This is a genomic window from Geodermatophilus dictyosporus, from assembly GCF_900115505.1.
In the GTDB taxonomy this organism is placed as follows: Bacteria; Actinomycetota; Actinomycetes; order Mycobacteriales; family Geodermatophilaceae; genus Geodermatophilus; species Geodermatophilus dictyosporus.
The window spans coordinates 86203-100913 of sequence record NZ_FOWQ01000009.1 but is presented as its reverse complement, the minus strand read 5'-3'; the positions used below and the strand labels follow the sequence as shown (position 1 = coordinate 100913).

The 14711-nt window shown below is 76.9% G+C and carries 12 protein-coding genes; 8 read left to right on the top strand and 4 right to left on the bottom strand.

The window, feature by feature from the left end; translation table 11 throughout:
- The first annotated feature begins 14 nt into the window (after positions 1 to 14).
- The 7 genes from glgA (at position 15) to BMZ33_RS19170 (ending at position 8898) form a co-directional block, all read left to right on the top strand.
- Positions 15 to 1187 (top strand): glycogen synthase, encoded by a 1173-nt coding sequence (glgA, locus tag BMZ33_RS19200; protein ID WP_091115293.1) that lies wholly within the window; start codon positions 15 to 17, stop codon positions 1185 to 1187.
- A gap of 34 nt (positions 1188 to 1221) precedes the next feature.
- Entirely contained in the window at positions 1222 to 2430 is a 1209-nt protein-coding gene (locus BMZ33_RS19195) for a PP2C family protein-serine/threonine phosphatase (RefSeq protein ID WP_169064572.1), read from the top strand.
- A gap of 41 nt (positions 2431 to 2471) precedes the next feature.
- Positions 2472 to 3530: a hypothetical protein gene (locus BMZ33_RS19190; RefSeq protein WP_091114841.1), complete on the top strand. Its 1059-nt coding sequence runs from the start codon at positions 2472 to 2474 to the stop codon at positions 3528 to 3530.
- A 40-nt stretch (positions 3531 to 3570) separates the two neighbouring features.
- The gene (locus BMZ33_RS19185; protein ID WP_169064571.1) at positions 3571 to 4305 is read left to right on the top strand and encodes a GAF domain-containing protein; all 735 of its coding nucleotides are present in this window, start codon (positions 3571 to 3573) and stop codon (positions 4303 to 4305) included.
- Positions 4306 to 4437: 132 nt separating this feature from the next.
- A complete protein-coding gene (locus tag BMZ33_RS19180; protein WP_169064570.1) occupies positions 4438 to 5505 on the top strand; it encodes a spore photoproduct lyase family protein in 1068 nt (355 codons plus the stop codon).
- A 121-nt stretch (positions 5506 to 5626) separates the two neighbouring features.
- Positions 5627 to 7312, top strand: a complete 1686-nt coding sequence (locus tag BMZ33_RS19175) for a SpoIIE family protein phosphatase (RefSeq protein ID WP_169064569.1) — start codon at positions 5627 to 5629, stop codon at positions 7310 to 7312.
- An 83-nt stretch (positions 7313 to 7395) separates the two neighbouring features.
- Positions 7396 to 8898 (top strand): phytoene desaturase family protein, encoded by a 1503-nt coding sequence (locus tag BMZ33_RS19170; RefSeq protein ID WP_091115279.1) that lies wholly within the window; start codon positions 7396 to 7398, stop codon positions 8896 to 8898.
- 25 nt (positions 8899 to 8923) lie between these two features.
- Here BMZ33_RS19170 and BMZ33_RS19165 read toward each other — a convergent pair whose 3' ends face one another.
- Positions 8924 to 10402, bottom strand: coding sequence for an HNH endonuclease signature motif containing protein (locus BMZ33_RS19165; RefSeq protein ID WP_091114835.1), 1479 nt, complete (start codon positions 10400 to 10402; stop codon positions 8924 to 8926).
- A 140-nt stretch (positions 10403 to 10542) separates the two neighbouring features.
- On the opposite strand from BMZ33_RS19165, the gene BMZ33_RS19160 reads away from it, so the two are divergent.
- Positions 10543 to 11052, top strand: coding sequence for a DinB family protein (locus BMZ33_RS19160; RefSeq protein WP_091114832.1), 510 nt, complete (start codon positions 10543 to 10545; stop codon positions 11050 to 11052).
- A 3-nt stretch (positions 11053 to 11055) separates the two neighbouring features.
- Here the strand turns inward: BMZ33_RS19160 and BMZ33_RS19155 are convergent, their stop codons facing one another.
- The 3 genes from BMZ33_RS19155 to BMZ33_RS19145 are packed head-to-tail and all read right to left on the bottom strand — an operon-like array spanning position 11056 to position 14700.
- Positions 11056 to 11682, bottom strand: coding sequence for a DUF4232 domain-containing protein (locus BMZ33_RS19155; protein ID WP_169064567.1), 627 nt, complete (start codon positions 11680 to 11682; stop codon positions 11056 to 11058).
- 40 nt (positions 11683 to 11722) lie between these two features.
- Positions 11723 to 13174: a hypothetical protein gene (locus tag BMZ33_RS19150; protein ID WP_091114828.1), complete on the bottom strand. Its 1452-nt coding sequence runs from the start codon at positions 13172 to 13174 to the stop codon at positions 11723 to 11725.
- Entirely contained in the window at positions 13174 to 14700 is a 1527-nt protein-coding gene (locus BMZ33_RS19145) for a leucyl aminopeptidase family protein (protein WP_091114825.1), read from the bottom strand. Before BMZ33_RS19145 ends, BMZ33_RS19150 begins: the two co-directional genes overlap by 1 nt.
- Positions 14701 to 14711 lie beyond the last annotated feature (11 nt).

Sequence of the window (14711 nt, the reverse complement as noted above, 5' to 3'; positions counted from 1 at the left end):
CTAGGGTGACCGGCGTGCGCATCGGCATCGTCACCCGCGAGTGGCCACCGGACGTCTACGGCGGTGCCGGGGTGCACGTCGAACACCTCGTCGCGGCGCTGCGGTCGCTGCCCGCCGGGCCCGACCTCGACGTGCACTGCTTCGGCGCCCCGCGCCCCGACGCGACCGCCTGGGCGGTGCCACCGGGCCTGGCCTCGGCCAACGGTGCGCTGCAGGCGCTGGGCACCGACGTCGAGATGGCCGTCGCCCTGTCGACGGTCGACCTGGTGCACAGCCACACCTGGTACGCCAACGGCGCCGGCCTGCTGGCCGCGCTGGTGCACGGCGTGCCGCACGTGGTGACCGCCCACTCGCTGGAGCCCCGCCGTCCGTGGAAGGCCGACCAGCTGGGCGGGGGCTACCGGCTGTCCTCCTGGGTGGAGCGCACCGCCTACCTGGCCGCCGACGGCGTCATCGCGGTCAGCAACGGCATGCGCGCCGACGTGCTCGACGCCTATCCCGACCTCGACCCGGCCCGGGTGCACGTCGTCGGCAACGGGGTCGACGCAGAGGCGTACCGGCCCACGCCGGCGCCCGACGTCGTCCGCTCCCTCGGGGTGGACCCCGACCGGCCGTACGCGCTGTTCGTCGGCCGGATCACCCGGCAGAAGGGCGTCGTCCACCTGCTCCGGGCGGCCGAGCAGCTGCCGCCCGACGCCGGGCTGGTGCTGTGCGCCGGTGCCGCGGACACCCCGGCCGAGCGTCAGCAGGTCGCCGACGCGGTGGCGCAGCTGCAGGCCCGCCGGCCGGGCGTCGTGTGGATCGAGGCGATGGTCCCGCGCGAGCAGCTGGTGCCGCTGATCACCGGCGCCACGGTGTTCGTCGTCCCCTCGGTGTACGAGCCCCTGGGGATCGTCAACCTCGAGGCCGCCGCCTGCGGCACCGCCGTGGTCGCCAGCGCGGTCGGCGGGATCCCGGAGGTCGTCGCCGACGGGAAGACCGGGCTGCTCGTCCCCTACGACCCCGACGACGTCGCCGCGTTCGAGGCCGGCCTCGCGGCGCGGGTCGCCGAGCTGCTCGCCGACCCGCAGCGGGCCGCGGCCATGGGGGCCGCCGGACGCGAGCGGGTGCTGTCGGAGTTCGGCTGGCCGGCGATCGCCCAGCAGACCGTGCAGGTCTACTCGGCGGTGCTCGAGACCCGCGGCTGAACCCGCCCGGGGCCGGGTGGGAGGCTCTCCCGTCGTGGCCACCGACCCGATCCCGTCCGAGGAGGACCCCGTGCGGGCGCTCGTCCGCGCCTCGCACCACCTCCCCGCGGACGCCGTGGGTGCGGTCGTCGCCGCGCAGGCGCGCCGCCTGGGCGTCCGCGACGCCGTCGTCTACCTGGCCGACTACGCGCAGCACGAGCTGGTCCCGCTGCCCGGTGACGGCGTGCCCGCCCGCGAGGCGCTGGTCATCGACGGCACCGTGGCCGGGCGCGCCTTCCGCCGGGTGCAGCCGGTGCGGGCCCCTGCAGCCGACGGGCCGGCGACGCTGTGGCTGCCGCTGCTCGACGGTGCCGAGCGGATCGGCGTCCTGGAGTTCGTCCTCGCCGGGGAGACGACGCCGCGGTTCGAGGACGACGCGCGGTCCTTCGCCTCGCTGGTCGCCGAGCTGGTCGTCACCCGCGACGCCTACAGCGACGTCTTCGCCCGGCTGCGGCGGCGCCGGGAGCTCTCGCTGGCGGCCGAGGTCCAGTGGGAGCTGCTCCCGCCGCTCACCTACGCCAGCGACCGGGTGGTGGTCACCGGCGCCCTCGAGCCGACGTACGAGATCGGCGGGGACACCTTCGACTACGCCGTCAACGGCTCGGTCGTGGACCTGGCGGTGCTCGACGCCGTGGGCCACGGCCTGCCCGCGGCACTCCTGGCCACCGCGGCCGTCGGCGCCTACCGGCACGCCCGACGGGCGGGCCTGGACCTGCCCCGCCTGGCCACCGCGGTCGACGCGGTGGTGGCCGGCCAGTTCCAGGGCAGCCGCTTCGCGACCGCGGCCATCGCGCGGCTCGATCTCGACACCGGCGTCCTGGACTGGGTGAACTGCGGCCACCCCGACCCGCTGGTGGTCCGCGACGGCGCCCTCGTCCGCCCGCCGGTGTGCCCGCCGGCCCGCCCGCTCGGCCTGCTGTCGGGCGCGCCCGGGCCGTGCCGGCTCCAGCTGCGCCCGGGCGACCGGGTGCTCCTGTACACCGACGGGGTCGTCGAGGCCCGCTCGCCGGAGGGTGCGTTCTTCGGCGAGGAGCGGCTGGCCGACCTCGTCGTCCGCGCCGAGCTGGCCGGCGACCCGCCGCCGGAGACCATGCGGCGGCTCATGGGCAGCGTCATGGACCACCAGGCCGGCCGCCTGCAGGACGACGCCAGCATCGTGATGGTCGAGTGGCGCACCGGCCGGGAGGGGCAGCTCCGCCTGTGACCGCGACCGCAGGGACCTCCCCGACGGGAGGGGAGCCACCCGTGGCCTCCGCCGCACCGCCCGACGTCGTCCTCGGCCTGGTCGCCGCGCCCGGCGCCCCCGCCGAGGTGGCCGCCGACCTCGCCGCCGACGTGACCGGCGCGCTGCACGAGCGGTACCCCGACGTGGTCTGGGACGTGCGCGTGGTCGAGGACGGCCTCGTGCAGCCGCCGGCCGACGACGCCGAGATCGTCGCCGCGGCCCGCGAGCGCCTGCTGGCCGAGGAGTGGGACCTCGCCGTCGTCGTCACCGACCTGCCGCTGACCGTCGACCGCCGCACCGTGGTGGCCCACGCCAGCCCGGTGCACGGCGTGGCGGTGCTCTCGCTGCCCGCGCTGGGCGCGGTGGGCCGCCGGCGCCGGGCGCTGCAGACGTCGGTGGGGCTGGTGCACGCCCTGCTCGGCGAGGACGAGACCGGCGACGGCGACCCGGAGGCGCTGCGCCGGCGGGTGCGCGAGCTGGCCACCGACCCCGTGGAGTCGACCGAGGGCGTCCGGTTCACCGCCCGGGTGCTGTCGGGCAACCTGCGGCTCCTGGTCGGCATGGTCCGGGCCAACCGGCCGTGGCGGCTGACCATCCAGCTCTCCCGGGCCCTGACCGCGGCCATCGCCGCCGGGGTGTTCGCACTGGTCACCGCGGACATCTGGCGGCTGGCCGACCGCTTCGGCTGGCTGCGGCTCACGGTCGTGGGCCTGGGGTCGGTGGTGGCCATCTGCGTCACGCTCGTGGTCGGCGCACAGCTGTGGGAGCGGGCCCGCTCGCGACGGGTGCGCAAGCAGGTGGCGCTGTTCAACCTGGCCACGGTCGCCACCGTGGTCATCGGCGTGCTCACCCTGTACGCGGCGCTGTTCGTCCTGGCCCTGGGCGGGGCGCTGCTGCTGGTGCCCGGCGCGCTGTTCGCCGAGGGTCTCGGCCACCCGGACGGTCTCGGCGACTACCTGGAGCTGGCCTGGCTGACCAGCTCGCTGGCCACCGTGGGCGGCGCGCTGGGCGCGGGGCTGGAGTCCGACGAGGCGGTGCGCGAGGCGGCCTACACGCACCGGCCGGAACGGGGTCCCTGACCGGCCGCCCGGGTTCCGCGTCCACGCGGGAGCATGGGGCATGACCATCGCCACCCGGTTCGCCGCGGCGCTCGACGACGTGACCGCGCGCGGCCCGACCGGCACGGAGCTGCTGCCGGAACGGCTCGCCCGCGCCAGCGCCGCCACCCTCGGGGTCGACGGCGCGGGCTTGTCGGTGGTCGACGCGGCCGGGCGGCGGATCCCGCTGGGGTCGAGCAGCTCCGCCGCCTCGTGCGCCGAGCGGCTGCAGTTCACCACCGGGACCGGGCCGTGCCTGGAGGCCCAGCGGACCCGGCAGCCGGTGTTCGCCGTCCACGCCGACCTGCACCGCCGGTGGCCGCTCTTCGCCGAGCTGCTGACCACGGAGACGCCGTTCCGGGCGGCGGTGGCCCTGCCGCTGCGCGAGGACCTCGCCGGCGCCGGCGCGCTGGACCTCTACTTCACCGACGAGACGGCGGTGCCCGCGCTCGACGTCTTCGCCGCGGTCGCGGTGGGCGAGATGGTGACCGCCGAGCTCACCGAGGCGGCCGTCTGGTCGGACTGGCCGGCCGAGCGCGGGCCCGACTGGCTGCACGGCCCGGAGGCGGTCCGCCGCGCGTCGGTGCTGCGGGCGGCCGGCCGGGCCGGGCTGGCGCTGAACACCGACGCGGCCACCGCGCTGGTCCTGCTGCGCAGCGCCGCGTACGCCGCCGGGCGCTCGGTCGAGGAGCTCGCCGAGGACCTCGAGAGCGGCCGGCTGCACATCGAGGACGTCGTCCCGCCGCGCTCGGCCTGACCCGCCCGTGTGACCGTTCCCGCAGGTGGGGGCGGGAATCCGGGTGCGGCCGGGAGCGCTGAGCAGGGCGTGGCAGCCGCTCCCTCGCCGTCCGCCGTCCGCGCCGCCGACTCCCCCACGGAGCCGGCCCCCGTGCCCTCCCCCACCCGCCTGCTCGACGTCCGGACCGTCTACGCCGAGCCGGCCGCGATCGACTCCGCCCGCGGCCGCGAGGTGCTGGCCCGCTTCCCCGCCGCCGAGGTCGTCGAGGTGCCCTCGCACTGGCAGATCCCCGAGCTGCACGGCAACGAGGGCAACGTCGAGCGCTGGGTGCGGGTCAAGACCGAGACGCTGGTGCTCGGGGTGAAGAAGTCGCTGTCGGCCCGGCCCAACAGCCGCTCGTCGAACTGGATCGCGCCCTCGACGGCCAACGGCTGCGCCATGGCGTGCGCGTACTGCTACGTCCCCCGGCGCAAGGGCTTCGCCAACCCGATCACCGTGTTCACCAACATCGAGCAGATCACCGGCTACCTGCGCCGGCACGTCGCCCGGCAGGGCGTCAAGGGCGAGGCCGACCAGTGCGACCCGGTCAGCTGGGTCTACGACATCGGCGAGAACAGCGACTGCTCGGTCGACGCGCTGGTCAGCGACAACGTCGCCGACCTGGTGGCCACCTTCCGCGGGCTGCCCATGGCCAAGGCCTCCTTCGCCACCAAGTACGTCAACCGGCAGCTGCTCGACTTCGACCCGCAGGGCCGCACCCGCGTCCGCTTCTCGCTCATGCCCGACGTCGACGCGAAGGTGGTCGACGTCCGCACCAGCCGCATCGCCGAGCGCATCGGCGCCGTCGACGACTTCGTCGAGGCCGGCTACGAGGTGCACCTCAACCTCTCGCCGGTGGTGCTGCGCGAGGGCTGGGAGGCCGACTGGGCACAGCTGCTGCGGCAGCTCGACGACGAGCTGGGGCCGGCCGCCAAGGCCCAGGCGGCCGCCGAGGTGATCATGCTGACCCACAACCGCGACCTGCACGAGGTCAACCTCGGCTGGCACCCCAAGGCCGAGGACCTGCTGTGGCGGCCGGACCTGCAGCAGCCCAAGCGCAGCCAGAACGGCCAGTGGAACGTGCGCTACCGCAACGACGTCAAGCGTGCGGGCGTGGCGCGGCTGCAGGAGCTCGTCGCCCACCACGCGCCCTGGCTGCGCATCCGCTACGCGTTCTGACGTCCTGCGCCACCGGCGACGTGCAACCGGCGCCGTCGAGGGCTGTGAGACCGTGGCGGTGGTCGACGACCGCCGGTGCGACCGCCGCCCGACGGAGCACGACGAGACGGGAGGAGGGGCTGTGGCGCCGAACTCCGGGGGACCGGTGCCGCCTCCGGCCGCCCTCCCCGCACCGGCCCTCCTCGAGGCCCTGCCCGACACGGTGGTGGTCGCCGACGGCCTCGGCCGGATCGCCTACGTCAACCCCTCGGTCCGCGTCCTGCTCGGCCACGAGCCCGAGGACCTGATGGGCCGGCCGCTCACGGTCCTCATGCCCGAGCGCTTCCGCGGCAGCCACGGAGCCGGGTTCAGCCGGTTCCGGCGGACCGGCGTGGGGGAACTGGTCGGCTCCACCACACAGGTTCCGGCCCTGCGGGCCGACGGGCACGAGATCCCGATCGACCTGACCCTGTCCCGACTGGAACCCGTGCCGGGTACCGATCCGGACGGTGCCGTGGTGGTGGCCGTGCTGCGCGACGCGAGCACGACGATCCTCCTCGAGCGCCAACTCCAGGTCAGCCGGTACCTCGCGGCCACGCTGCGGGTCACCGCGGCGCTCACCGAGGCGCCGGACGCCGACGTCGCGTTCGAGCGGCTCCTGGCCACGCTCTGCGCCGAGCTGGACTGGGACGTCGCCGCCCTGTGGGAGTCCGACGGCACTGCCGGCCGGCTCCGGCACGCCGGCACGTGGACCGCCCCCGGACTCGACGTCGGTGTCCTGCACGCCGGGTCGGCGGGGCGTTCGGTCGCCCGTGGTGGCGGGCTGCCGGGCCTGGCCTGGTCGTCCCGGGCGCCGGTGGTGGTGGAGGACCTGTGGAACGACCCGCGTTTCCTCCGCGGGGCCGAAGCGCGGGCCGACGGCCTCCGCACCGGGGTGGCCTTCCCCGTGCTGGGTGGGGACACCGTGGTCGCGGTCTGCGAGCTGTTCTCACGGCAGTCACGGCCGGTGCCGGCCGAGCTGCTCGACGTCCTGGCCCACGCCGGCCGACAGATCGGTCAGTTCCTGGGCCGACTGCGCGCGGAGTCCGACGTCCGGCACCTCGCCGACACCCTGCAGCGCAGTCTGCTCCCCTCGCACCTGCCGGCCGTCCCCGGACTCGACCTGGCCGCCCGCTTCCGACCCGGCGGCGGGTCGGCCCTGGTGGGCGGCGACACCTACGATGTCACCCCGTTGTCCGACGGGCGCTCCATGGTGCTCATCGCCGACGTGTGCGGCACCGGCGCCGAGGCGGCCGCGGTGACCGCCCTCGCCCGCCACACGGCCCGCGCGGCCGCGGCCGCCGGAGACCCGGCCGAGGTGCTCCGAGCGGTCAACGCCGCGCTGCTGCGCGAGCAGGCATCCGGCCCACTCCGCTTCGTGACCGCCTGCTGCCTGGTGCTCGGACCACGGGACGACAGCGGCGCACCGGCGGAGCTGAGCGTCGCCGGCCACCCGTTGCCGCTGCTCCGCACGTCGACGGGCTGGTCGGAGGTCGGCGCCCGCGACGTACCGCTCGGCGTCGACGCCGAGGCCCGGTTCGACCCCGTGTCCGTCCCCCTCCCGCCTGGGGCGTCCCTGGTCCTCTACACCGACGGCGTCACCGAGGCCCGGGACGACTCCGGCGCACAACTGGGGGAGGACGGGCTGGTCGCCCTGTTGAGCCGGCCCGGCGTGGACGGCGCCGAGTGCATCGTCGAGCGGATCTCGGCCGCCGTGGTCGAGCGGTTGCGGAACTCCCGGTACGAGGCCGACGACCTGGCCGTCCTGGCGTTGACCGTCCCGTCCTGAGCCCGACCGCCGTCAGCCGGTGCGCCGGTGTCCCGGTCGCGCCGTCCCGATGGGGTGCCGCCCTCCCCGGCTACCGTGTGGGCGTGGCGCGGGTGGTGGTCGTCGGCGCCGGACTCGGCGGCCTGGCCGCGGCCGCGCGGCTGTCCGCGCTCGGGCACCGGGTCACCGTGCTGGAGCAGTCCGACGACGTCGGCGGCAAGCTCGGCTGGTACGCCCGCGACGGCCACGCCTTCGACACCGGCCCGAGCCTGGTCACCCTGCCCCAGGTGCACCGCGACCTGTTCGACGCGACCGGCGGGCCGCTGGAGGACGCCGTCGACCTCGAGCGCCTCGACCCCGCCGTCGACTACCGGTTCGGCGACGGCACCCGGCTGGCGGTGCCCGGGCACCTCGGCGCGGTGCCTGCCGCGCTCGACGCCGCGCTCGGGGCGGGCACCGGCGCCCAGTGGCGGGCGCTGCTCGACCGCGCCGAGGCGATGTGGGCGGTCACCGAGCAGCCCTTCCTCCGCTCGCCGCTGCGCGGGGCGGCCACCCTGGCGCGGCTGGCCCGCGACCCGGTCGACGTCGGCACGGTGGCGCCCTGGCAGACGCTGCGCGGCCTGGGTGCCCGCTACCTGCGGGACCCGCGGCTGCGGGTGCTGCTCGACCGGTACGCCACCTACTCCGGGTCCGACCCGCGGCGGGCACCGGCGGTGCTGGCCACCGTGCCCTACGTCGAGCAGGCGTTCGGCTCCTGGTACGTCCGCGGGGGGCTGCACCGGCTGGCGGAGGCGGTGGCCGACCGGGCGCGCGAGCGCGGCGCCGACGTCCGCACCGGCACCCCGGTGCGCCGGGTGCTGCGCGACGGTGGGCGGGTGTCGGCCGTCGAGCTCGCCGACGGCGGGGAGGTGACCGCCGACGTCGTCGTCTCGGGCGCCGACGCCACCGCGCTGTACTCGGGGCTGCTGCCGCCGTCGCGGCGGACGCGGGCGGTGCGGCGGGGACTGGGGCGGGCGACGCCGTCGCTGTCGGGGTTCGTGCTGCTGCTGGCGCTGCGCGGCCGGACGCCGGGGCTGGCGCACCACACCGTGCTCTTCCCCGAGGACTACGACGCCGAGTTCGACGCCGTCTTCGGCACCGGCCGGCACCGCGGCGTCCCGTGCCCGGTGCCCGACCCGACCGTCTACGTGAGCGCACCCGACGACCCGGTCACCCGGCCCGACGACGACAGCGAGTCGTGGTTCGTCCTGGTCAACGCGCCGCGGCACGACCCCGACGGCGGCGTCGACTGGGACGCCCCCGGCCTGGCCGACCGCTACGCCGCCCGGGTGCTGGAGGTCATGGCCGCGCGGGGGCTCGACGTCCGCGACCGGGTGCGCTGGTGCGTCACCCGCACCCCCGCCGACCTCGCCCGCGAGACCGGCAGCGTCGGCGGCTCCATCTACGGCACGTCGAGCAACGGGACCCGCGCGGCCTTCCTCCGGCCGGGCAACGCCGCGCCGGTGCGGGGGCTCTACCTGGTCGGCGGCTCCTCGCACCCCGGTGGCGGGCTGCCACTGGTCGCGCTGTCGGCCGAGATCGTCGCCGGGCTGATCGGCCCCGCCTGAGGCACCGGCGACGGGGCGGGCCGGGTCAGAACGGCGGCGGTTCGTCGTCTGGTTCGAGCTCCGGCAGCGGTGGTGGGGGTTCGGCCGGGGGTGGTCGCGTGCCGGGCGGTCTCGTGGTGCGGGTGATCCCGGACGGGGTGGTGACGGTGAGGACGCCGTCGGAGGTCATCTGGAAGTGCCAGCCGCGGGCGAAGGTCTTCAGGCGGTGGTGGCTGCGGCACAGGCAGCACAGGTTGGCGCAGTCGGTGGCCCCGCCGTGCGCGTGCGGGACGACGTGGTCGGCGTCGGCCCACCCGACGCGCTGGCCGCAGCCGGGGAAGCGGCAGGTGCGGTCGCGGGTGTGCACGAACGTCTGCTGCGCGGCGGAGGGTGCGTAGCCATCGACCTCGGCGGGCCGGTCGAGCACCGCGCACCCGCAACCGGCGCTCTGGTGGGTCGGGCAGCCCCGCTGGGCGAGGCGGCGGAGCCGGTCGAGCGTGGTGGTGGCGCGCAGGGCGCCGACGTCGTCGGTGAGGGCGAGGGTGACCGACCCGCCCGCGGGCGTCCGCACGCCCAGCGCGTCGAGCCGGGCGAGCAGCTCGCGCAACTGACCGATGGCGATCGGCAGGCCGTTGACCTCACCGGCCTCGCCGCTGCCCCCGGCCAGGGCGCTGAGCGTGGCGGCCAGCTGCAGGTGGGCGGTGACCGGCGGGCGGGTGTCGTCCCAGGGCCGCTGGACGAGGTCGGCGAGCACCGTGGCGCGCAGCTGCCCGATCGGTCGCTCGTCGCCGTCCTTCTTCAGCAGCACCGCGAGCTGGTCGACCAGGTCGAAGCAGGCCGCGGCGACCGGCGCCGGCAGGTCCGCGGTCAGGGTGCTCATGCCCTCCCGCGGTGAGGGGTGGACGCGCACGTCGGCCTGCCGCTCGGCCTCCCTGCGCCGCGCGTCGACCGCGTCCGCATCGACAGCGAGCAACGCCGCGACGGCCCGCTTCCTGAGCGTGTGGGTGGTGCAGCTCGAGGCCTCACCGATCAGCTGGGACTCCACCTGCCGGGCCACCGCCGGGTCGGTGTGCTGCAGCACGTCGACGAGCACCTTGGCCCGCGCCTCGTCCAGCTGTCCGGCCGCGAGCGCGGCCCAGGTCGCCGGCAACGACTCGCGGTACACCCAGGCCCGCTGCGCCAGCAGGGAGGCCGACCGGCGGCCGCAGTCGAGCACCACCGCCAGCTCCGCGGTGAAGAACTCACTGACGCCCGGCAGCTCGGGATCCGGCGCCCACGAGCCCCGCTGCGCCCCCGGCGTACCGGGCGTGGGGTCCAGGTCGTCAGGGCTGTCATCAGCCAGCCCGAGCACCAGTTCCGCCTTGTAAGCCGCGAGCTTGGCTTCCAGCTCGACCAGCTGCGCCAGCTCGGTGGCCTTCTGCTCTCGCGACAGCAACGCCACCGGCAGCCGCCGCAGCTCCGGCGACCCGGCCCCGAGCAGGTCGAGGAGACCACCGACGAACGCCGGCGGCTGGTCCTCCTCCATCCGCTCCACGGGACGAACCTACGACCGGGTTACGACAGTTTCTGCAGGTCAGAGGTGTGCGCGACTCACGACGCAACGGCGCGTTGCGCGGCAGGTGCGGAAACGGCCCGCGACCGGGGGAGGCGTGCCAGGGTCGGCCGGTGCGCACCGACCCGCCGGAGACCGCCTCCGAGCTCGTCCAGCTGACCGCCTACCTCGACTTCCACCGCGAGACCCAGCTGCTGAAGACCGAGGGCCTGAGCCGGGAGCAGCTCGCGCACCGGCACCCGCCCTCGGCCCTGACGCTGGGCGGGCTGCTGTACCACCTGGCGCTCGTCGAGGAGACCTGGATGGTCCAGCGCTTCGCCGGGAGGCCGATCCCCGAGCCGTGGGACGCCGTCGACTGGGACGCGACCCCCGACTGGGAGCTGGAGACCGGCGCCACCCTCGACCCGCCGGTGCTGCGCGGCCGCTACGAGGAGGCCTGCCAGCGCTCGCGGGACGTCGTCGCGGAGGCCGGTGACCTGGACGCGCTGTCGGCCGTGCCGCTGCGCAACGGGAAGCACTTCAGCCTGCGCTGGGCCCTGCTGCACCTGCTGGAGGAGACCGCCCGGCACAACGGGCACGCCGACCTCATCCGCGAGGCCATCGACGGCGCCACCGGCGAGTGAGCCCTACTGCGCCAGCTCGGTCGCCCAGGCGGCGACGGCGATCTCCCCGGTGGTGCCGGCGTCGACCCAGACCGGCAGCACCTGGGCGACGTCGCCGGGCACCGGCACGACCCGCAGGGCCTGCCCCTCGGTGAGCCCTCCGGCGGTGACGGTGGCCGACCAGGAGACCCCCGTGACGGCGGTCTGGCCGGGCTGCAGCACCAGCGGGGCGGGGCCGGGGTCGCGGACCATGTAGCTCGAGTCGTGCGCCACGGTGAACGGCATCGGCGCGCCCGTGGCGTCGAGGACGGCGACGTCCGGGTAGCCGGTCACCACGCGCGGCCCGCTCCCGCAGTTGGTGACGGTGAGGACGACGGCGCGGTGCCCGAGGCCGGCGTCGACCTCGCCCGCGGTGACCGACAGCCCCAGCGGCGAGCACACCGGCGCCACCGGCGAGGGCGACGCGGGGACCGGCTCGTCCGGGTGGGTGGGAGGGAAGGCGGGCGGCACCGGGGTCGGCGGGACGGCGAGCCCCGTCGCCTCGGCCCCCGCCGGCGTGCGGACGGCGACCAGCGCCACCAGCGCGACCGCCAGCACCGCGAACGCGACGAGCAGCGGTGCCAGCCGGCGGAGGCGGGACGGCGGCGGCACCCGGCCAGCCTGCCGCGCCGGCCGCCCCGGCCCGCGCACCTCAGCCGCGCGCCGCCCCGAGACCCAGGACCGCGGCCAGCCCCAGGGCGCTGCGCGGCGCGTACGCCGCCCGCCACAGCCCGCCGTGCACGGCGGCGTGCGCCTCGTCCTGCCACGGGTGCTCGTGCCGCGGCCCGCCGCCGGTGTGCAGGTCGTGCACGAGCAGTGCGGCCATCAGCACGTTGGACGTCGCCGGCTCGAACACCTCGACGCCGAAGCGGTGCGCCCCGGCGTAGGCCGCGGCCAGGGCACGGTTCTTCACCACCGAGCGGGTCCGGGTGGGCGGCGCGACGTTCATCGACACCGTCGTCCCGGCCTGGCGGGCGACCGTGGCCCGCCACCGCTGCAGCCGCTTGGCCAGCGCGTAGTTCGGCCCCTGCTGGGCGACCAGGTCGTCGCTGATGCCGGGGTCGGCGCCGGGCACGTAGGCCCGCTGCAGCAGCCGCCCCGCCGACAGGGTCCGCAGCGGGCGGCCGACCAGCTTGCCGAACCGCGAGCGGTCCGCGTAGTTGCGCACCGACTGGGCGACGGCGTCCCCGGGGACGGCGAAGACGTCGGTGGGCGTGGCGAGGAAGGCCAGCGCCGCCTCCGGCCGGGCCGCCTGCACGCGCAGGGTGAGCGCGTCGACGGCGGCCGAGACGCGCACGTTGAGGGCGCCGTCGGCGTAGACGTAGTCGCCCAGCACCAGGTCGCCGGGCAGCCCGGCGAGCCAGTCGGCGACCGCGGGCACCTCGCGGACCAGGTCGGCGCCGGCCCCCTCGGGCAGGTCACCCGCGGCGGGGACCAGCAGCGTGCCGGCGCCCCGGCGGGCGGTGTCGAGCACCCGCCGCCACAGGTCGGGGCGGGGCAGGTCGACGCCGGCCACCGTCGCGCCCCAGCGCAACAGGGCGGTCAGCGGGCCCATCTCCGCGCCGGCGCCCAGGACGGCGACGGTGCGGCCGGGCAGCGCCAGCCACTCCGGGTGCGCGGCGACGGTGCGCACCGCCTCGGCCGCCGACGGCTCCAGCACGCCGCACTCGACCCAGGTGTCCAGCCGCCGGTGCAGGTCGGGCCCGCGCAGCCGGGCGCCCCGGAAGGGCAGGCTGAGCTCCCGCTCGGGCTCGGCGGTGCCGGTCACCTCGCGGGTGCCCGGCACCCGGGCGGCCGGGGCGGTGAGCAGGACCGTCAGCGGTTGCTCGCCGCCCGCGTCGGCCACCCGCAGCCGGGCGTGCACGGCGTCGAGCCCGGCGCCGGCGATGGTCAGTGCCGCCTCCGCGGAGACCAGGCCGGCCTCGACCAGCCGGCGGAAGTGCACCAGGTAGCCCGCCCGCCAGTTGGTCTCCTGCTCGGCGGCGCGGGCGCCGACCGGGTCGACCGGCCGCAGCGCGTCGGCGACCACGGCCCGGCCCACCGCCGCGGTGCTGCGGCGGCCGTCGGGGCCGGCGGGGAAGACGACGCCGGTGTCGTCGTCCATCAGTCGGTCACCGTGGGCGGCGGGTCGAGCGGCGCGCCGGCCTCCAGCCAGCGCAGCAGCGTGCGGGCGCCGAAGCCGGTGCCGCCCTTGACCACCTCGGCGTCGTCGGAGCCGGCGCGCGCGGGACCGGCGACGTCGAGGTGGGCCCAGGGCAGGTCGCCGGCGAAGGGGCGCAGGAACAGCGCCGCGGTGGTGCCGCCGGGGTTGCCGGGGGCGTTGTTGGCGTCGGCGACGTCGCTGCCGAGCAGGTCGGCGTACTCCTCGGCCAGCGGCATCCGCCACACCCGCTCGCCGGCGTGCAGCGCCGCGGTGGACAGCGCGTCGGCCAGCCCGTCGGCGGTGGCGTAGAGGCCCGCCGTCTTCGTGCCGAGGGCGACCTTCATCGCGCCGGTGAGCGTGGCGACGTCGACCAGCACGGTCGCGCCCAGCTCGAGGCGGCCCCACGCCAGGCCGTCGGCGAGGACCATGCGGCCCTCGGCGTCGGTGTTCTGCACCTCGGTGGTGCGTCCGCCGACGTGCCGGACGACGTCGGCCGGCCGGTAGGACGACCCCGAGACCGCGTTCTCGGCGGCCGGGACGACGGCGGTCACCGCGACCGGGAGCTCCAGGCGGGCGGCGGCGTCGAGTGCGGCCAACACCGCCGCTCCCCCGGCCATGTCGGTCTTCATCTCCCGCATGCCGGCGTTGGGCTTGATCGACAGGCCGCCGGTGTCGAAGGTGATGCCCTTGCCCACGAGCACCGGCCGGGCCGGGCCGGCACCGGGCGGGTCGTAGGCGGCGACGACCACCCGCGGCGGGGACGCCGACCCGCCGCCGACCGCCAGGACACCGCCGAAGCCGCCGGCGCGCAGCTCCTCGGGGCCGAGCACGGTGACCGTCACGTGCGGCAGGCCCGACAGCCGCTCCACCGCCTGCTCCGCCAGCCAGGCAGGGTCCTTGGTGTTGCTCGGGGTGTTGACCAGGTCGCGCGCCCAGGCGACGGCGCGGCCGGTGACCTCGCCGGCGCGGGCGGCGGCGACCACCGCGGGGTCGGCACCGTCGGTGGCGACGACGGTGACGGTGGCCAGCCGCGGCGGGTGGGGGGTGGAGGTGTCGCGGAAGCGGTAGCCGGCCAGCAGCGCCGCCTCGACCGCGGTCCGGACCTCGTCGGCGCCGGCGGGGGCGGCCGCGCCGTCGACGGGCAGCACCAGCCGGGTGGCGCCGTGCTCGGCGAGGGTCTGCGCGCGGCGGACGGCGGTGGCCACGCAGGAGCGCAGGTCCGGCAGCGTCCCGTCGCCCACGCCGACGGCGACCACGCTGCGCGGGCGGCGGCCGGGGACGGGGAGGTCGGTGACCGCGCCGGGCCTGCCGGTGTTGCCGGTGTCGCGCAGCGCGCCGGCCAGCAGTCGCGCGGGCACCGGCGGGAGGGTGCCGAAGGCCGGCCGCTCCAGCCAGGGCGGCAGCGCGCCGCCGGTGCCGACCGGCACGGCCAGGACGTCGTCCTCCCCCAGGCGCGGGAGGGTGGTCAGCAGCTCGACCCGCGGCAAGGGTGCGGCCC

What these genes read in the sequence shown, in the direction of transcription:
- BMZ33_RS19150 (WP_091114828.1), bottom strand. Translation starts at nt 13,174, where the DNA reads ATGGACGACGACACCGGCGTCGTCTTCCCCGCCGGCCCCGACGGCCGC.
- BMZ33_RS19165 (WP_091114835.1), bottom strand. Translation starts at nt 10,402, where the DNA reads ATGGAGGAGGACCAGCCGCCGGCGTTCGTCGGTGGTCTCCTCGACCTG.
- BMZ33_RS19185 (WP_169064571.1), top strand. Translation starts at nt 3,571, where the DNA reads ATGACCATCGCCACCCGGTTCGCCGCGGCGCTCGACGACGTGACCGCG.